This is a genomic window from Buttiauxella sp., assembly GCF_035271705.1.
Taxonomy (GTDB): domain Bacteria; phylum Pseudomonadota; class Gammaproteobacteria; order Enterobacterales; family Enterobacteriaceae; genus Buttiauxella.
The window spans coordinates 1-19,422 of the sequence record NZ_DATERI010000176.1; the positions used below are offsets into that span (position 1 = coordinate 1).

The following is a 19,422-nucleotide window of genomic DNA, read 5'->3' on the forward strand; positions in this document are numbered from 1 at the left end:
CCCTATAATGTAGTATATTCGCTTGTTGCCGCCATCTTTGATAACAGATAAAATTTCACTAAGAACGATGGAATAATATTTATCTTTATCCTTTTCAACAGGTGTATCGTCACCCTTCTTAATAAGAATGCCATTGTAGGTATCCCAGGAACTGGCGAAGATAAGAGGGGCCGATGGAGCCTTGTCCATCATTGACTTCAATTTCTCATACTCCTCAGAGCATGATGTATCTTCTTGGTTGTTAAGATATCTGGAATATTTCGGAAATATAAGACATCCATGGTCGAAGAGTGCAGCAGCCTTTAATTTATGCTCATCAAATGACTTTATATACTGCAACCCAAAACTGTCCCCAGTGATTATATAATTAAAGTCATTATTTCTGGAATTTATATGGAAAACCTTATTGGCCGTATAATCAGTGCCGCCATAGTATTTTTTCTGAAACTCATCTTTGGTAATCCTGAATTGCTCTGGCACTCGACTGGTGTAGCCATTATTCGAAATAACCAAAAGACAAGGTACAATGCATGCTGAAAATACTACGGGAAGTTTTTTATTAGATTTAAAGAGGTCTAATGATTTGTTTAAGGCAAAGGAAAGAATAATGGTTACCAATGCATACCATGCAAAACTGATATTCAAGTCTAGCTTTCTCGTGAATACCAAAAGAGGCCAATGAACGAGATAAATCTCATATGATATAGAGCCAATGAACTGCAACGGCTTTATGGTGTAAAGCTTTAATGTGGAATTTGAATAAATACACAAGAATGCCCCAACAACCGGAACTATTGCCATTACTCCAGGCCACGGTGTTTCTTTGTTTATAATGAAAAAACTTATCGTGATAATAATGAGGCCAGCAATGCTTAACGTTCTGTTTATCGCTTTAGGTGCAGCTATGATGTATGCTAATCCGCCTGCAAGCATTGCCCATGCTCTGATCGGAAACATATAATAACTCGCTTCTGCATAATTATATGTACCATACAAAGATGCGCAGAAAGAAAGAATAAACATTATGACGATTGAAAGCTTTGCCGCTCTAAATCCGAAAAACCTCGAAATTACGAGTAATAATAATGGGTAAATAATATAAAACTGCCACTCAACGGAAAGGGACCATGTGTGTAACAGAAAATTATTTACTGAAGAGTCATCAAAATAGCCAGATCTGGATAAATAAAGAAAATTAGAAACGAAAAATATACTACTTACTACATCTTTACCCATCTCGTAAAAATCTGAAGGCTTTATGAAAAGCCAGCCAATTACCATGGTAATAAGGCATGTTATTGTCAGGGCAGGTATTATTCTCTTTGCGCGTGAAAAATAAAATTTATTCACACTAAATCTTTTTTCGTAAATCCCTGATAGAATTATTCTCGTCATTAAATATCCCGATATGACGAAGAAAATATCTACACCTGCAAATCCACCAGGGAGGTAGTCGCTATTAAAGTGAAAAATTATCACAGACAGCACGGCGATAGAACGCAAAGCGTTTATGTCTTTTCTGAATTCCATAATAAAAAGCTACCTATTTTTCAAACGGAATTATGATAACACACAGAATTACTCCCTTCACCCATTGATCTCTGACAGTCGGAAGCACCACGTGCTGTGCGTACAAAAAAAACGCGTATTTGCGACCTCTCTTTGCTGTGTTAAACATCTTTTCAGATGCCAGCCACATGTCGGTCTCTTCAAGTATCTCCTCCATCATGCGGAGCAGCTTCACCTGCTAGGTGGCTAGATATTCTTCGCTGGTTTGAGATTGAGCAAAGCGTCCGCACATAGACACCTCCGATAGAGATGAAAGTATAGATGTACACAGTGTACATTCGGATTTATTAGATGGTTCATTCTGTTGCAATCAAGTTCCGCCTTTATCCAATATCAAATGACGTGTATTATGGCTGCGTCTAATCAGCAGGTGGAAGAGGGTACATTTAGTATTTTGTACACTCAGATGTACACAGTTTGCGAGGTGAAGCATTCAACCCTTCCTAACTTGCTGATTTAATTAAACTATATAGAATTGCATGTGATCTTACGTGTGGGTCACCACTGCAGATAAGGACTTATAATGCCTGTTATTACTCTTCCTGATGGCAGCCAACGCCATTACGACCATGCTGTTAGCCCGCTGGATGTCGCCCTGGATATTGGTCCAGGCCTTGCAAAAGCGTGTATCGCTGGTCGTGTTGATGGCGAATTGGTTGATGCATCTGATGTTATTGAGCATGATGCTAAACTCGCGATTATCACTGTTAAAGATGAAGCTGGTCTGGAGATTCTCCGCCACTCATGCGCCCACTTATTGGGTCATGCCATCAAACAGCTGTGGCCGCACACTAAAATGGCGATTGGCCCAGTTATTGATAACGGTTTTTACTACGACGTTGATATTGACCACACGCTGACACAGGAAGATCTTGAGCTGCTCGAAAAGCGTATGCACGAGCTGGCTGAAAAAGATTACGATGTTATCAAGAAGAAAGTGAGCTGGCATGAAGCCCGCGAAACTTTCGTGAACCGTGGTGAAAGCTACAAAGTCGCGATTCTTGATGAAAATATTAGTCATGATGATAAGCCTGGTCTGTATCATCATGAAGAATACGTTGATATGTGCCGTGGCCCACACGTACCGAACATGCGTTTCTGCCATCATTTCAAACTGCAGAAAACTTCCGGTGCATACTGGCGTGGCGACAGCAGCAACAAAATGCTGCAACGTATCTACGGCACCGCTTGGGCTGACAAGAAACAACTGAATGCTTACCTGCAACGCCTGGAAGAAGCGTCCAAGCGTGATCACCGTAAGATCGGTAAGCAACTCGACCTGTATCATATGCAGGAAGAGGCACCAGGTATGGTGTTCTGGCACAATGACGGCTGGACTATCTTCCGTGAACTGGAAGTTTTCGTTCGTTCCAAGCTCAAAGAGTACCAGTATCAAGAAGTAAAAGGCCCGTTCATGATGGACCGTGTGCTGTGGGAAAAAACCGGCCACTGGGACAACTACAAAGAAGCTATGTTTACCACCTCTTCTGAGAATCGTGAATATTGCATCAAGCCAATGAACTGCCCAGGTCACGTACAGATCTTTAACCAAGGTTTAAAATCTTATCGTGACTTGCCATTGCGTATGGCTGAGTTTGGTAGCTGCCACCGTAACGAACCATCAGGTGCGTTGCATGGTTTGATGCGCGTTCGTGGTTTTACTCAGGATGATGCTCACGTCTTCTGTACTGAAGAACAAGTACGTGACGAAGTGAATAGCTGCATCCGTATGGTCTATGATATGTACAGCACCTTCGGTTTTGAAAAAATCGTTGTGAAGCTGTCTACCCGCCCTGAAAAACGCATCGGTACCGACGAAATGTGGGATCGTGCAGAGGCGGATTTGGCCGTAGCATTGCAAGAAAATAATATTCCGTTTGATTATCAACCGGGAGAGGGTGCATTCTATGGCCCTAAAATTGAATTTACCCTGTATGACTGCCTGGATCGTGCATGGCAGTGCGGCACTGTACAGCTAGACTTCTCTTTACCATCACGCCTGAGTGCTTCTTATATCGGCGAAAGTAACGAACGCCTGGTTCCGGTAATGATTCACCGTGCAATTCTCGGGTCAATGGAACGTTTTATTGGTATCCTGACTGAAGAATTTGCGGGTTTCTTCCCAACTTGGCTTGCGCCGGTTCAAGCAGTGGTCATGAATATCACTGATGGACAGTCTGATTACGTTAACGAATTGACCCGTAAATTGCAAAATGCAGGCATTCGTGTAAAAGCAGACTTGAGAAATGAGAAGATTGGCTTTAAAATCCGTGAACACACGTTGCGTCGTGTCCCTTATATGTTAGTTTGTGGCGACAAAGAGGTCGAAGCAGGCAAAGTAGCCGTTCGTACCCGTCGTGGCAAAGACTTGGGTAGCATGGACGTAAACGAATTGATTGAAAAACTGCAGAATGAAATTCGCAGTCGCAATCTTAATCAACTAGAGGAATAGAGTTATTAAAGGCGGAAAAAGAGTTCAACCGGCGCGTCCTAATCGCATAAACAGAGAAATTCGTGCCACTGAGGTTCGTCTGACAGGTATAGAAGGCGAGCAGCTAGGTATTGTCAGTCTGAATGAAGCTTTAGAAAAAGCCGAGGAAGCTGGGGTCGATTTAGTTGAAATCAGTCCTAATGCTGAACCGCCTGTTTGTCGAATTATGGATTACGGCAAATTCCTCTACGAAAAAAGCAAATCTTCTAAGGAACAGAAGAAAAAGCAAAAAGTTATTCAGGTCAAGGAAATCAAATTCCGACCTGGTACCGATGATGGCGACTATCAGGTAAAACTCCGCAGCCTGGTTCGCTTTCTGGAAGAGGGTGATAAAGCTAAAATCACACTGCGTTTCCGCGGTCGTGAAATGGCTCACCAACAGATTGGTATGGAAGTGCTTAATCGCGTCCGTGACGATCTGAGTGAACTGGCAGTGGTCGAATCCTTCCCATCGAAGATCGAAGGCCGCCAGATGATCATGGTGCTCGCTCCGAAGAAGAAACAGTAAGGCCATCAAGTAACAGTTCTCGCGAGGCTTTTGCCTCGTGAGTTTTGTTCGCCTTCTGGTTCGTTTTATTAACAATGCGAAGTGGAAAGTTATTAAATGCCAAAGATTAAAACTGTACGCGGCGCCGCTAAGCGCTTCAAAAAGACCGCCGGTGGTGGTTTTAAGCGTAAGCACGCTAACCTGCGTCATATTCTGACTAAAAAGTCTACTAAGCGTAAACGTCACCTGCGTCCGAAAGGTATGGTCTCCAAAGGGGATCTGGGCCTGGTTATCGCTTGCCTGCCGTACGCATAAGTAGAACTTTTTAATTAATTCAGAATATAGAACAGGAGAGCTAATATGGCTCGCGTAAAACGTGGTGTTATCGCACGTGCTCGTCACAAAAAAATCCTTAAACAAGCCAAAGGCTACTACGGTGCGCGTTCACGCGTTTACCGCGTTGCTTTCCAGGCTGTTATCAAAGCTGGCCAATATGCTTACCGTGACCGTCGTCAACGTAAGCGTCAATTCCGTCAGCTGTGGATTGCACGTATCAACGCTGCAGCTCGTCAGAACGGGATCTCTTACAGCAAATTCATCAACGGCTTGAAAAAAGCTTCTGTTGAAATCGACCGTAAGATCTTGGCTGATATCGCCGTATTCGACAAAGTGGCATTTACTGCACTGGTTGAGAAAGCGAAAGCAGCTCTGGCGTAAGCCGGTTAAAAGAGGGAGCTTGTCTCCCTCTTTTAATTTCTAACATAATCAATCTGTTGACGTTTTTGGACCCTTCCCTTTCACCAGGCAAGGTTTAAAACTGACAAGTAAGGTAACTGCAAGCATGAATGCTGCTATTTTCCGTTTCTTTTTTTACTTTAGCACCTGAATCTGGGGGCTTTGCGCGTAAGAAAAGAAACGAAAAATAGCGCCTAAAGCCTCCATTATGGAGGCTTTTTTTTGCATGTCATTTTTGTACACGGATCAACTACCCCGGTAATTATACCGGCACAAGAGGAATACCATGCCACATCTCGCAGAGCTGGTTGCCAACGCAACGGCTGCCATAAACGAGGCCCCGGATGTTGCCGCGTTAGACAACGTACGCGTCGAATATTTAGGGAAAAAAGGGCATCTGACCCTGCAGATGACCACCCTGCGTGAATTGCCACCAGAAGAGCGTCCCGCTGCTGGTGCGGTCATCAACGAAGCTAAAGAGAAAGTGCAGGAAGCACTGAATGTGCGTAAAAATGCACTGGAAAGTGCAGCTCTGAATGCACGTCTGGCAGAAGAAACGATTGATGTCTCGTTACCTGGGCGCCGTGTTGAAAACGGGGGGTTGCACCCGGTTACGCGCACTATTGACCGTATTGAAAGCTTCTTCGGTGAACTGGGCTTCACCGTGGCGACGGGCCCTGAAATCGAAGATGACTACCACAACTTCGATGCGCTGAACATTCCAGGGCACCACCCAGCTCGCGCCGATCACGATACTTTCTGGTTCGATGCAACCCGTCTGCTGCGTACTCAGACTTCTGGTGTACAGATTCGTACTATGAAAGATAAGCAGCCGCCGATCCGCATTATTGCGCCAGGCCGCGTGTATCGTAACGACTACGATCAGACACACACACCAATGTTCCATCAAATGGAAGGTTTGATTGTTGATACCAATATCAGCTTCACCAACCTGAAAGGCACATTGCACGATTTCCTGAACAACTTCTTCGAAGCTGACTTGCAGATTCGTTTCCGTCCGTCCTACTTCCCGTTTACTGAGCCTTCCGCTGAAGTTGATGTTATGGGCAAAAATGGCAAATGGCTGGAAGTTTTAGGTTGTGGCATGGTGCACCCAAATGTCTTGCGTAACGTGGGTATTGACCCAGAAGTTTACTCAGGCTTTGCATTCGGTATGGGCATGGAGCGTCTGACCATGCTGCGCTACGGTGTGACCGATCTGCGTGCATTCTTCGAAAATGATTTACGTTTCCTCAAACAGTTCAAATAAGGGCGGGATATCCAATGAAATTCAGTGAACTCTGGTTACGCGAATGGGTAAACCCAGCCAACAGCAGTGAAGAGCTTTCCAGCCAAATCACTATGGCTGGTCTTGAAGTTGATGGTGTTGATGCCGTTGCAGGTGCATTTAATGGCGTGGTTGTGGGTGAAGTGGTTGAGTGCGGCCAACATCCAAATGCTGACAAACTGCGTGTAACAAAAGTGAATGTTGGTGGCGAACGCCTGTTAGACATCGTTTGCGGAGCACCAAATTGCCGTCAGGGCTTGCGTGTTGCGGTTGCAACTGTTGGTGCTGTGCTGCCGGGTGATTTCAAAATTAAGGCTGCCAAACTGCGTGGCGAACCATCAGAAGGCATGCTGTGTTCATTCTCTGAGCTGGGTATTTCCGACGATCACGACGGCATTATCGAGCTGCCACAGGATGCGCCAATTGGCACCGACATCCGCGAATACCTGAAGCTTGATGACAACACTATCGAAATCAGCGTCACGCCAAACCGTGCCGACTGTTTAGGTATCATCGGTGTTGCTCGTGATGTTGCTGTCGTTAACAAGCTGCCATTACACGAGCCAGAAATGGTCTCAGTTGCAGCGACCATTACCGATACGCTGCCGATTCGTGTCGATGCACCGGAAGCTTGCCCACGTTATCTGGGCCGTGTTGTTAAAGGCATCAATGTTAAAGCGCCAACACCACTGTGGATGAAAGAGAAACTGCGTCGTTGCGGTATTCGTTCTATCGATGCAGTAGTTGACGTCACTAACTACGTGTTGCTAGAACTGGGCCAACCAATGCATGCGTTCGACCTGAACCGCATCGAAGGTGGCATTGTGGTGCGTATGGCGGAAGAGGGCGAAACCCTGACGCTGCTTGACGGCAATGAAGCGAAACTGAACGCTGATACGCTGGTTATTGCTGACCACACTAAAGCGCTGGCCATGGGGGGTATCTTTGGCGGCGAACATTCTGGTGTGAATGATGAAACCCAGAACGTGTTACTGGAATGCGCATTCTTCAGCCCTCTGTCTATCACCGGACGCGCGCGTCGTCATGGCTTACATACCGATGCTTCCCATCGCTATGAGCGTGGCGTGGATTCTGCACTGCAATTCAAAGCAATGGAACGTGCCACTCGCCTGTTGATTGACATCTGTGGTGGTGAAGCCGGTCCGGTTATCGACGTCACCAATGAAGCACATTTGCCAAAAGCTGCCACAATTACTCTGCGTCGCAGCAAGCTGGACCGTCTGATTGGCCATCATATTGAAGATTCGCAGGTTAGCGACATTCTGCGTCGTCTGGGTTGTGAAGTGACTGAAGGCGACAACCAGTGGACCGCAGTGGCTCCGAGTTGGCGTTTTGATATGCAGATTGAAGAAGATCTGGTTGAAGAAGTGGCGCGCGTATATGGCTACAACAGCATTCCTGATGAACCGGTACAAGCGGGTCTTATCATGGGTAGCCATCGTGAAGCGGACCTTTCACTTAAGCGTGTGAAAACCATGCTGGTTGATAAAGGCTATCAGGAAGTGATCACCTACAGCTTTGTTGATCCTAAAGTTCAACAGTTGCTGCACCCGGGTGAAGAAAATCTGATTCTGCCAAGCCCAATTTCCAGCGAAATGTCAGCCATGCGTTTGTCCTTGCTGACTGGCCTGCTCAATACTGTAGTTTACAACCAAAACCGCCAGCAGAGCCGTGTACGTATCTTTGAATCAGGTTTACGCTTTGTTCCTGATACTCAGGCAGACCTGGGTATTCGTCAGGATCTTATGCTGGCTGGTGCTATCTGCGGAAATCGCTACGAAGAGCATTGGGATCTGGCGCGTAACACCGTCGACTTCTATGATTTGAAGGGCGATCTGGAAGCGGTTCTGGATCTTACTGGTCAGCTTTCAGACATTGAATTTAGAGTCGCAAGCAACCCAGCTTTGCATCCAGGCCAAAGTGCAGCCATTTATTTACATGGCGAATACATTGGTTTCATTGGTGTTGTGCATCCAGAACTCGAGCGTAAGCTTTCTCTGAATGGCCGTACACTGGTGTTCGAAGTGCTGTGGAACAAGCTTGCAGACCGCGCTGTGCCTGAGTCGAAAGAGATTTCTCGATTCCCAGCGAACCGTCGTGACATCGCTGTTGTGGTCGCCGAAAACGTTCCCGCAGCAGATATTTTGGTCGAATGTAAGAAAGTTGGCGCAAATCAGGTAGTTGGCGTAAACTTATTTGATGTGTACCGTGGCAAAGGTGTAGCTGAAGGTTATAAGAGCCTTGCCATAAGCCTTATCCTACAGGATACGGGCCGTACACTCGAAGAAGAGGAGATTGCCGCTACCGTTGCAAAATGTGTAGAGGCATTAAAAGAGCGATTCCAGGCATCATTGAGGGATTGAACGTATGGCGCTTACAAAAGCTGAAATGTCAGAATATCTGTTTGATAAGCTAGGGCTTAGCAAACGTGATGCTAAAGAGTTGGTAGAGCTGTTTTTCGAAGAGATCCGTCGTGCTCTGGAAAACGGTGAGCAGGTTAAACTATCAGGCTTTGGTAATTTTGACTTACGCGATAAAAACCAACGTCCCGGGCGTAACCCGAAGACCGGTGAAGATATTCCTATTACGGCTCGCCGTGTAGTGACTTTCCGACCTGGTCAGAAGTTGAAAAGTAGGGTTGAGAACGCGTCGCCAAAAGACGAGTAACCTGAATTAACCAAAAAGGCCGCAATCAGCGGCCTTTTTCTTTTCTTCTTGTCCTGCACGGAAAATCCCCCGTAAAATCAAATTTATGAATGGCTACTAAACGGATCTCATCAACCAGATGCACACTTTTGTTGCGCGACAGCACCGCTTTGAACGTCGCTGGCTACTGGCATTGTTTGCCACCATGTTGGGGATGGCCGCGCTCAGTCTGTGTGCCGGAGACCAGTGGTTTTCCCCACAACACTGGCTGCGTGAAGATGCGCAGCTGTTTATCTGGCAGATTCGAATGCCGCGCACCTTAGCTGTGTTGTTGGTCGGAGCGGCACTTGCGATATCCGGCACGATTATGCAGGCGCTTTTTGAAAATCCACTGGCCGAACCTGGGCTGCTTGGCGTCTCGAATGGTGCAGGAGTAGCACTCGTCGCGGCGGTACTGCTCGGGCAAGGAATGCTGCCCGGTTGGGTGTTAGGTCTTTGCGCAATTTTCGGCGCACTGGTTATCACCTTTATCTTGCTGCGCTTTTCAAAGCGTCACCTTTCTAACAGTCGTCTGCTGCTTGCTGGTGTGGCGCTGGGGATTATCTGTAGCGCTTTAATGACCTGGGCTATCTATTTCAGTACCAGCCTTGATTTGCGCCAGTTAATGTACTGGATGATGGGAGGCTTTGGTGGGGTGGACTGGCGGCAATGGTGGTTGATGATAACGCTGCTGCCAGTGATGATGTGGTTATGCCGCAACTATGCTCCGTTGAATTTAATGGCTCTGGGTGAAATGTCGGCTCGCCAGTTGGGATTACCCGTTTGGCTTTGGCGAAATATTCTGGTGATTGCGACGGGTTGGCTGGTGGGTGTGAGTGTTGCACTTGCGGGAGCCATTGGTTTTATCGGCCTCATTATCCCCCATATGTTGCGACTTAAAGGGTTAACCGATCATCGAATTTTGCTACCCGCAAGCGCGCTGGCTGGAGCCACTGTGCTACTGGGTGCTGACATCATTGCGCGTTTGGCGCTGGCATCCGCCGAATTACCGATAGGCGTTGTGACAGCAACATTAGGCGCACCTGTATTTATCTGGCTACTATTAAAGGCTGGGAAATAATGAACCCTCCCCGTCATACTTGATGCTGCATCTGTGCTGGCTGCGTTCATTCATCCGAATCACTTGCCGCCGTGATGCAACTTCAATTATTTAGGGTAAACGAATCAATCTACGAGGTCGTGATGCAAGACATTCTGAACACTGAAGTAACCACCATTGATGGTGAAGCCACAACGCTCGAAAACTGGAAAGGAAAAGTGCTGCTGCTGGTGAACGTTGCCTCTAAGTGCGGCCTGACAGTGCAATATGAACAATTAGAAAACCTGCAAAAAGAGCTCGAGCATGAAGGTTTCTCGGTGCTAGGTTTCCCTTGTAACCAGTTCCTGGGTCAAGAACCAGGCAGCGAAGAAGAGATTAAAACCTTCTGTAGCACGACGTACGGCGTGACATTCCCCCTGTTTAGCAAACTGGACGTTAATGGCGAAAATCGTCATCCACTGTACACAAAATTGGTTGCTGTCGCACCGACAGCCATCGCACCAGAAGGCAGCGGCTTTCTTGAGCGCATGAGCAGTAAAGGTCGCGCACCTGCCCATGCTGGCGATATTCTCTGGAACTTTGAGAAATTCCTCGTGGGTCGTGATGGCCAGGTGATTCAACGTTTTTCACCGGATATGACGCCTGATGACTCAACGATTGTTGATGCAATTAAGTCGGCGCTGACGAAGTAATGTCGTTGTTGCAGCTTAATGAAGTGACCGTGGCGGAGCGGCTGGGGCCAATTTCCGCCGCTGTACAAGCGGGCGAACTGGTGCATCTTGTTGGGCCAAATGGCGCGGGTAAAAGCACGTTGCTAATGCGTGCAGCAGGGCTTAGCTCAGGTGCTGGGCAAATTATGTTTGCCGGGAACAATCTCAGCGACTGGCAGCCAACGCAACTGGCCCATCATCGCGCATATCTCTCTCAGCAGCAGATGCCGCCATTTTCGATGCCCGTCTGGCATTATCTGCAATTGCATCAGTCGGTCAGCCCCTCTGACCCCGTCATGCTAAGGCTGGTCGGAGATTTGGGGCTGGCGGATAAACTCACGCGCAGTGTAAATCAGCTTTCGGGTGGCGAATGGCAGCGCGTCCGGTTAGCGGCTGTGGTGTTGCAAATTCATCCAGAAATCAATCCGCATGGTCGTCTACTTTTACTGGACGAGCCTATGAACAGTCTTGATGTCGCGCAGCAGACCGCGTTGGATAGGATCCTGATGGCACTGTGTGAAGCGGGTATCGGAGTGGTTATGAGCAGCCATGATTTAAACCACAGTTTGCGTCATGCCCACACAGTCTGGTTACTGCGCTCGGGTAAAATGATTGCGCAAGGGAATCGGGATGAAGTGCTTTCACCGCAACATTTAGCGGCTGCCTATAACATGCACTTTCGCAGATTGCAGATAGAAGGGCACAGTATGCTTATAGCCCCACTGTAATTGGTGGTAAAAACTTGCACCAAATCATGGGTAAGCGCTAAATTACTGGAAATTATAAACGGGTGAGGATTAGCCTGAAAATGCGTGTATGGATTATTGTTGTGGCATGTCTGGTACTCGCAGGGTGTAGCCACCATGCGCCCCCACCAAATTCTCGTTTGTCAGACTCAATAACGGTTATTGCGAAACTCAATGACCAACTTAGCGGCTGGCATGGAACACCGTATCGCTATGGTGGTATGAGTCGTCGTGGTGTCGACTGTTCTGGTTTTGTATCCGTCACCTTCCGTGACCGCTTTGAGCTCCAACTGCCGCGTGAAACCCGCGAGCAAGCGGAAATCGGCACGCAAATTGATAAAGACGAACTCCTGCCCGGTGATCTGGTTTTCTTTAAAACAGGCGCAGGTGAAAGTGGATTACACGTCGGTATTTACGACACGGATAACCAGTTTATTCATGCCTCGACCAGTCGTGGTGTGATTCGTTCTTCGCTGGATAATGTCTACTGGCGTAAAAAGTTTTGGCAGGCTCGTCGCATCTAGCTCGATTTTTCCCGCGTTTAGGGTCAGTCAATGGCCCTAAACGTCACCCCCATCAGTCATTCCCTGGTCGACTTAATCTCCTATTATCATTCCTGGTTATATTTTACAGCATTACGTAATATCGGAAGGAATGTTGGGTAATCTTGGAACAGGTTGCCGAAATGGCGTGTTTCGCCATCTGGAATAACTCTGTAATCACTGTGTGTAACTATTTCCCTGCTTAGATAATCCACGCTAATACTGTTTGTTATATTCGCTAAAACTGGCGATATGGAGTTATCCAGGATAATATTAATCTCTTCAAGGAAGGTTTTGATAAACATTCAGGGATGAACGTGTCTTTAATTATAACAAAATCAATCCAGTTAACACTGGATGTTCATCGTGTCACGATGCCATCCACCCCATTCTCTAAATGGTTGGCAAGATGATCCTCATACTCGATGCACAATATCGTTCGGAACTTTATTTCCAACCTGTTTACTTACCTGATGGTGAAGTATTAGGTGTTGAGCTAATAGTGAATTTTGCTGGAATTGATGCACCGGTACGTATTCCAACGGAGTTAGTTACGCCTGTTATTAAGCCAGAGCAGCAATTAATATTATTCTCTGAGCAAATAGAATTACTCGAAAACTATCAAGCATTCTTTAACACTCAAAGTCTCGTTGTGTGGGTGAATATAACCCCGATAATTATTGATGCGATTTTAATCGATGTCGAGTTGATTACCCGTCTGGCGCAGCTTCCGTTCATTGAGTTTACCATCAATGAGAACTTCCCAGAGTTAAATCGTGGTAATGAAAATGCGCGTTTAATGGCAATGGGTAAGCATTTCCCATTAGCGCTGGCAAATTTTGGTGCGGGAATTGCGACCAGTAAACCGATCTTTGACGGGTTGTTTAAACGTGTATTTTTCGACAAATCATTTATTCATAAACAAATTAAGCAACGCTCTTTTGAGCCATTTATGTTTGCCATGTTCGCACAACTTTCTCCGTTTTGTCAGACGCTGACAATTAATGGAATTGATGATGAAGCGGCTCGCCAGAAAGTGCTTTCAATCGCCGGTTTCGCCATGCAGGGAAATCTCTGGCCGGGAATTGCACCTGGATTACTGGAGGAGTGGTTTCGGCCAGATTCACCGTCAATGAACTAATATCCCTGGCTATCCCCTTTAGCATTCGAGTTGCAGGTTGGTGGCCAACACCCCAGCAGCTTGAAGGATGATGGGTATATACTATCGGCTGGAGGCTCCATGACTAACAAACCTGAATTTAACAACAGCTGGCACGACGAATTGCCCGGCTTTTATACGGCTCTCAAGCCCACGCCACTGCATAATGCCCGGTTGTTTTATTATAACCGCCCTCTTGCCGATGAACTGGGGCTGGATGACACGCTTTTTGACGAATCTCATACCGGTATCTGGAGCGGCGAAACACTGCTGCCGGGGATGCAGCCATTAGCGCAGGTTTATAGTGGGCATCAGTTTGGTGTCTGGGCTGGCCAGTTGGGTGATGGGCGCGGTATTTTGCTCGGTGAGCAGCAACTGGCTGATGGGCGTAAATTTGACTGGCACCTGAAAGGTGCGGGTTTGACGCCTTATTCGCGCATGGGCGATGGCCGCGCGGTGCTGCGCTCCACGATACGCGAATTCCTCGCCAGTGAAGCAATGCATGGGCTGAATACTCCGACCACCCGAGCACTGAGTATTGTGACCAGCGACACGCCAGTTCAACGTGAAACCACCGAACAAGGTGCGATGTTGATCCGCGTGGCGCAAAGCCATGTGCGCTTTGGTCACTTTGAGCATTTCTACTACCGTCGTGAACCACAGAAAGTACAGCAACTGGCGGATTATGTTATCGCTCATCACTGGCCGCATCTTGTCGATGAGGCAGACAAATATCAGCTTTGGTTCCGTGATGTGGTTGAACGTACCGCGCGGATGATCGCGAACTGGCAAACGGTGGGGTTCGCGCATGGCGTGATGAATACCGATAATATGTCGATTCTCGGTTTGACGATGGATTATGGCCCGTACGGCTTCCTCGACGATTATCAGCCTGGTTTCATCTGCAACCATTCCGATCATCAGGGGCGTTATGCCTTTGATAATCAGCCTGCTGTTGGGCTGTGGAACCTGCAAAGGCTGGCGCAAACGCTGTCACCGTTTATTTCAGTCGAATGGCTCAATGAATTGCTCGATCACTATCAGTTCGCGTTAATGCAATCCTTCGGGGAATTAATGCGCGGCAAACTGGGGTTGTTGACTGAACAAACGGCGGATAACGAAATCCTTACCGAATTGTTTGGCTTGATGGCTAAAGAAGGCAGTGATTACACGCGTACGTTCAGAATGTTAAGCCTGACTGAACAAACTTCCGCGAGCTCACCATTGCGTGACGAATTCATCGACCGAGCGGGTTTTGATAGCTGGTTTACTCGTTATCGGGAACGTCTGCAAACCGAGCAAATAAGCGATGAACAGCGTCAGCTGGCGATGAAAGCGGCCAACCCTTCAGTTGTTTTACGCAATTGGCTGGCTCAGCGTGCCATTGATGCCGCAGAGCAGGGCGATGTGAGCGTTCTGGCACAATTACATGAAACGCTGAAACAGCCATTTGCCGACCATGATGGAGAAGTGACGCAACGTCCACCAGATTGGGGACGGCGTTTAGAGGTGAGTTGTTCTAGTTAAACAACGCACAGCGACAAAGGAGTAGGGTGGGTAAGCGCAAGCCGCTACCCACCATAAAATCAAAAACGGCTATCTGTTGCGTCTGCCAGCATATCGAGCAGTGTTTTCGTGTCTTCCCAGTTCAGACAAGGGTCGGTAATCGACTGGCCGTATACCAACGGTTTCCCCGCAACAATTTGCTGCGTACCTTCATGAATAAAACTCTCAGCCATAATACCGGCAATGGCGCGCGAACCATTACGAATCTGGTTACAGACATCCTCACACACTTCCAATTGGCGGCGATGCTGTTTCTGACAGTTGCCGTGGCTAAAATCAATGACCAATTGATCAGGCAAATCAAACTCATGCAGGCTTTCACATGCCGCAGCAATGTCGGCTGCGTGGTAGTTTGGCTGTTTGCCACCGCGCATGATGATATGGCCGTATGGATTACCACTGGTTTGATAAATGGTCATCTGCCCGTGTTTATCAGGCGAAAGGAACATATGGCTGGAGCGAGCAGCACGAATCGCATCAACGGCAATACGTGTATTCCCGTCGGTACCATTTTTGAAGCCCACTGGGCAAGAAAGCGCGGATGCCATTTCACGGTGGATTTGGCTCTCAGTGGTACGCGCGCCAATGGCACCCCAACTAATCAAATCAGCGATATACTGGCCGATCACCATATCCAGAAATTCGGTGGCCGTCGGGACACCCAACTCGTTGACCTGCAAAAGTAAACGGCGTGCTTGCTCAATGCCATGGTTCACGCGATAGCTGCCATTCAAATCGGGATCGGAAATTAACCCTTTCCAGCCCACAACGGTGCGCGGCTTTTCAAAATAGGTACGCATCACGATTTCAAGGCGATGCTGATGCTGTTCACGTGCCGCCTGCAAACGGTGTGCGTAATCCATTGCTGCATCCAGGTCATGGATTGAGCAAGGGCCAACAATCACCAGCAGGCGATTATCCTCGCCGTTGAGGATTTTTTCGATACGACGACGGGAGGCTGTTACGTTTTGTGCGACTTGTTGGGATACAGCCAAACGCTGTGCCAGTTCCGCAGGTGTAACCAGACTGTCGATGCGCGCGGTGCGCAATTCATCTGTTTTATTCATTGGGTGTCTCAGAAATTTTGTCTTCAGCTCGGCAAAAGTACCGGGAAGTGATGGCAGTCACGATAAACCAATTTATGTTGAATTCAACCGTAAAACTGAATCGTGACCCCCTAATTCTGTACAGCCTATCATACAAGATCGCACTCTTGAACTAGTTTGTTAGTACATGCGGCGATTCAACCCCATGATATCAAGGATCTTGGTTGCCATCTCTTCAACCGAGTAATTGGTACTGTTGAGATAGCGGATCTGGTTCTTGCGAAACAGCGCTTCCACTTCAGCCACTTCAAGGCGGCACTGGCGCATCGACGCATAGCGGCTGTTTTCCCGGCGCTCTTCACGGATAGCCGCGAGGCGTTCGGGATTGATGGTCAGACCAAACAATTTGTGTTGCAGCGGTTTAAGTTCCGCAGGGAGGCGAATGTTATCCATATCGTCGGCGATGAATGGATAGTTTGCGGCACGAATACCAAACTGCATCGCGAGATACAAACTGGTCGGTGTTTTCCCGCAACGTGAAACACCCAACAAGATAACCTGCGCCTGATCGAGGTTTCTCATCGAAATGCCGTCATCATGGGCCAGTGTGTAATCAATTGCTGCAATACGCGCATCGTATTTGATTAAATTACCCGGATTCAGGCCATGAGCACGGTGTGCAATGTGCGTCGGATCAAGTTTCAATTCTTGCTGTAAAGGGGCGACCAGCGCCTGCACGATATCCTGACAAAAACCTTCACTTTGCAAAATAATGTTGCGAATTTCCGCTGACACGATGGAGTAAAACACCAACGGGCGCACGCCAGATTGCTGGTAAATCGCATTGATTTGCTCTTTCACGGCATTGGCGCGGCTTTCGTTTTCCACAAACGGCAGCGTAATGCTGTTAATGGTAACCGGAAACTGCGACATCACCGCGTGTCCAAGCACTTCGGCGGTAATGGCGGTGCCATCGGAAATATAAAAAACCTGCCTGTCTACTGCGCTATCCATTTTTCAGTCCTGTAAGTGATTTGGGATTCATTTTCTTGCAGCCGGGCTGCAATTCGAATTATTTAGGGTATACATTAAAACCTTCCGTTGTGGATCAATCTCAATTCAATTTTAAAAATGAAACGTGGTTTTTATTTTTAATGAAATGCATGGTTCACTTTTATTATCTTCTTAAACCATTATTAACATAGGGACTAAATTATTAATCAATAACTTACGTAGAATGTAAATATATCTGAAAAATTCAATTTTTTATTTTGCTTGAACGATTCACCGGTTTCTTTCCTACCCCTAAATATGCCAATCTAAAAGAGATGTAATGTGTTGCTGGTACCCATTCATATATCACAAAAGGATTGTTTCGATGTCCAACTCGTCACCGCTGGTGCTTTGGTACAACCAACTTGGCATGAATGATGTAGACAGGGTCGGGGGCAAAAATGCCTCTCTGGGTGAAATGATTACTAACCTTTCTGGCATGGGTGTTTCCGTGCCGAATGGTTTTGCCACCACGTCTCAAGCGTTTAACTTGTTTCTTGACCAAAGTGGCGTGAATCAGCGTATCTATGAGCTGCTGGATAAAACGGATATTGATGACGTGACGGAGCTTGCAAAAGCTGGCGCTCAAATCCGCCAATGGATAATAGATACGCCATTCCAGCCTGAACTGGAAAAAGCCATTCACGATGCCTACGAACAACTTTCCTCTGACGATGCTGATGCCTCTTTTGCCGTACGCTCCTCCGCGACCGCTGAAGACATGCCTGATGCATCGTTTGCCGGACAACAAGAAACTTTCCTCAACGTTCAAGGTTATGACGCGGTGTTGGTTGCCGTGAAACACGTCTTTGCTTCACTGTTTAACGACCGCGCTATCTCTTATCGCGTTCATCAGGGCTACGACCATCGTGGCGTTGCGCTCTCCGCTGGTGTTCAGCGCATGGTGCGTTCTGACCTCGCATCCTCGGGTGTCATGTTCTCTATCGACACGGAATCGGGTTTTGACCAGGTGGTGTTTATCACCTCCGCCTATGGCCTTGGTGAAATGGTGGTGCAGGGTGCGGTAAACCCAGACGAATTCTACGTTCACAAGCCTACATTGGCTGCGGGCAGACCTTCGATTGTACGCCGCAACATGGGTTCGAAAAAAATCCGCATGGTTTACGCACCTAGCCAGGAACATGGCAAACAGGTTCGTATTGAAGATGTTCCACAAGCTGCGCGCGACCAGTTCTCCATTACCGCTGATGAAGTGCAGGAATTGGCAAAACAAGCGGTACAAATCGAGAAACACTACGGCCGTCCGATGGATATCGAATGGGCTAAAGATGGACACACCGGCAAGCTATTTATTGTGCAGGCGCGTCCGGAAACTGTGCGTTCCCAGGGTCAGGTGATGGAGCGTTACCAGTTGCATAGTCAAGGCAAAATTATTGCCGAAGGACGTGCCATCGGCCATCGCATTGGTGCGGGTCCGGTAAAAGTTATCCACGATATTAGCGAGATGCACCGTATTCAGCCGGGTGATGTGTTGGTGACTGACATGACCGACCCGGACTGGGAACCTATCATGAAAAAGGCAGCCGCGATTGTCACTAACCGTGGCGGTCGTACCTGTCACGCGGCAATTATTGCCCGTGAACTGGGTATTCCGGCTGTTGTGGGCTGTGGCGACGCGACTGAACGTATGCATGATGGTCAGAACGTGACGGTTTCATGTGCTGAAGGCGATACCGGTTACGCCTACGCCGAACTGCTGGATTTCAGCATTAAGAGTTCGACCGTCGATGCCATGCCGGATCTGCCGCTGAAAATTATGATGAACGTCGGTAACCCCGATCGCGCCTTTGATTTTGCCTGCCTGCCAAACGAAGGCGTGGGGCTGGCGCGTCTGGAATTCATTATCAACCGTATGATTGGTGTGCATCCTCGCGCGTTGCTGGAGTTTGATGAGCAAGAGCCTGCGCTGCAAAACGAAATTCGTGAAATGATGAAAGGTTACGACGATCCCGTTGAGTTTTATGTCGGTCGTCTGACCGAAGGGATTGCCACATTGGGCGCGGCATTCTGGCCGAAGCGTGTGATTGTACGTCTGTCTGATTTCAAATCTAACGAATACGCCAACCTGGTGGGCGGTGAGCGTTATGAGCCGGAAGAAGAAAACCCAATGCTTGGCTTCCGTGGGGCGGGGCGTTATGTGTCCGACAGTTTCCGTGATTGCTTCGCACTGGAATGTGCCGCCATGAAACGCGTGCGTAACGAAATGGGCCTGACGAACGTCGAAGTGATGGTGCCGTTTGTGC

General features: G+C 47.7%; 18 protein-coding genes and 1 other annotated feature. Of the genes, 15 read left to right on the top strand and 3 right to left on the bottom strand.

The genetic code is table 11. The features are described 5' to 3' along the window. Positions 1-1,530, bottom strand: a 1,530-nt coding sequence (locus tag VJY99_RS16120) for an acyltransferase (RefSeq protein WP_324120237.1), incomplete at its 3' end; no start/stop codon positions are given. A 562-nt stretch (positions 1,531-2,092) separates the two neighbouring features. On the opposite strand from VJY99_RS16120, the gene thrS reads away from it, so the two are divergent. The 14 genes from thrS to selO all read left to right on the top strand — a co-directional run bounded on the left by thrS (position 2,093) and on the right by selO (position 15,020). Further along, on the top strand, positions 2,093-4,021 hold the full coding sequence (gene thrS, locus VJY99_RS16125; protein ID WP_324120239.1) for a threonine--tRNA ligase: 1,929 nt from the start codon (positions 2,093-2,095) through the stop codon (positions 4,019-4,021). A gap of 4 nt (positions 4,022-4,025) precedes the next feature. Further along, positions 4,026-4,568: a translation initiation factor IF-3 gene (gene infC / locus VJY99_RS16130; RefSeq protein ID WP_074388328.1), complete on the top strand. Its 543-nt coding sequence runs from the start codon at positions 4,026-4,028 to the stop codon at positions 4,566-4,568. A gap of 96 nt (positions 4,569-4,664) precedes the next feature. Next, the gene (gene rpmI, locus VJY99_RS16135) at positions 4,665-4,862 is read left to right on the top strand and encodes a 50S ribosomal protein L35 (protein WP_005968897.1); all 198 of its coding nucleotides are present in this window, start codon (positions 4,665-4,667) and stop codon (positions 4,860-4,862) included. Positions 4,863-4,907: 45 nt separating this feature from the next. Beyond that, entirely contained in the window at positions 4,908-5,264 is a 357-nt protein-coding gene (rplT, locus tag VJY99_RS16140) for a 50S ribosomal protein L20 (RefSeq protein WP_000124850.1), read from the top strand. A 119-nt stretch (positions 5,265-5,383) separates the two neighbouring features. Continuing rightward, positions 5,384-5,507, top strand: a sequence feature (Phe leader region). After that, complete coding sequence (gene pheM, locus VJY99_RS16145; protein ID WP_001386830.1) at positions 5,389-5,433, top strand: pheST operon leader peptide PheM; 45 nt, start codon at positions 5,389-5,391, stop codon at positions 5,431-5,433. (Overlaps the previous feature by 45 nt.) A gap of 61 nt (positions 5,508-5,568) precedes the next feature. Beyond that, positions 5,569-6,552, top strand: a complete 984-nt coding sequence (gene pheS, locus VJY99_RS16150) for a phenylalanine--tRNA ligase subunit alpha (RefSeq protein WP_324120252.1) — start codon at positions 5,569-5,571, stop codon at positions 6,550-6,552. Positions 6,553-6,566: 14 nt separating this feature from the next. Further along, complete coding sequence (gene pheT / locus VJY99_RS16155; protein ID WP_324120254.1) at positions 6,567-8,954, top strand: phenylalanine--tRNA ligase subunit beta; 2,388 nt, start codon at positions 6,567-6,569, stop codon at positions 8,952-8,954. A gap of 4 nt (positions 8,955-8,958) precedes the next feature. After that, entirely contained in the window at positions 8,959-9,258 is a 300-nt protein-coding gene (gene ihfA, locus VJY99_RS16160; protein WP_001229265.1) for an integration host factor subunit alpha, read from the top strand. 118 nt (positions 9,259-9,376) lie between these two features. After that, complete coding sequence (gene btuC / locus VJY99_RS16165) at positions 9,377-10,357, top strand: vitamin B12 ABC transporter permease BtuC (RefSeq protein ID WP_324120273.1); 981 nt, start codon at positions 9,377-9,379, stop codon at positions 10,355-10,357. A 119-nt stretch (positions 10,358-10,476) separates the two neighbouring features. Beyond that, positions 10,477-11,028, top strand: coding sequence for a glutathione peroxidase (locus tag VJY99_RS16170; protein WP_324120276.1), 552 nt, complete (start codon positions 10,477-10,479; stop codon positions 11,026-11,028). Further along, positions 11,028-11,774, top strand: a complete 747-nt coding sequence (gene btuD / locus VJY99_RS16175; RefSeq protein WP_324120278.1) for a vitamin B12 ABC transporter ATP-binding protein BtuD — start codon at positions 11,028-11,030, stop codon at positions 11,772-11,774. The genes VJY99_RS16170 and btuD overlap by 1 nt, the downstream gene beginning before the upstream one ends. A gap of 80 nt (positions 11,775-11,854) precedes the next feature. Continuing rightward, positions 11,855-12,316, top strand: a complete 462-nt coding sequence (locus VJY99_RS16180) for an NlpC/P60 family protein (RefSeq protein WP_324120280.1) — start codon at positions 11,855-11,857, stop codon at positions 12,314-12,316. Between the two features lie 415 nt (positions 12,317-12,731). Next, positions 12,732-13,475, top strand: a complete 744-nt coding sequence (locus tag VJY99_RS16185) for an EAL domain-containing protein (RefSeq protein WP_324120282.1) — start codon at positions 12,732-12,734, stop codon at positions 13,473-13,475. A 99-nt stretch (positions 13,476-13,574) separates the two neighbouring features. After that, positions 13,575-15,020: a protein adenylyltransferase SelO gene (gene selO, locus VJY99_RS16190; RefSeq protein WP_324120284.1), complete on the top strand. Its 1,446-nt coding sequence runs from the start codon at positions 13,575-13,577 to the stop codon at positions 15,018-15,020. Positions 15,021-15,079: 59 nt separating this feature from the next. Here selO and VJY99_RS16195 read toward each other — a convergent pair whose 3' ends face one another. Together VJY99_RS16195 and ppsR are read right to left on the bottom strand one after the other, a co-directional pair. Continuing rightward, positions 15,080-16,126 (bottom strand): 3-deoxy-7-phosphoheptulonate synthase, encoded by a 1,047-nt coding sequence (locus VJY99_RS16195; protein ID WP_324120286.1) that lies wholly within the window; start codon positions 16,124-16,126, stop codon positions 15,080-15,082. Positions 16,127-16,285: 159 nt separating this feature from the next. Next, positions 16,286-17,119: a posphoenolpyruvate synthetase regulatory kinase/phosphorylase PpsR gene (ppsR, locus tag VJY99_RS16200; protein ID WP_324120288.1), complete on the bottom strand. Its 834-nt coding sequence runs from the start codon at positions 17,117-17,119 to the stop codon at positions 16,286-16,288. Positions 17,120-17,438: 319 nt separating this feature from the next. Here ppsR and ppsA point away from each other — a divergent pair. Then, positions 17,439-19,422: phosphoenolpyruvate synthase (gene ppsA / locus VJY99_RS16205; protein ID WP_324120290.1), on the top strand; the 1,984-nt coding region annotated here is incomplete at its 3' end.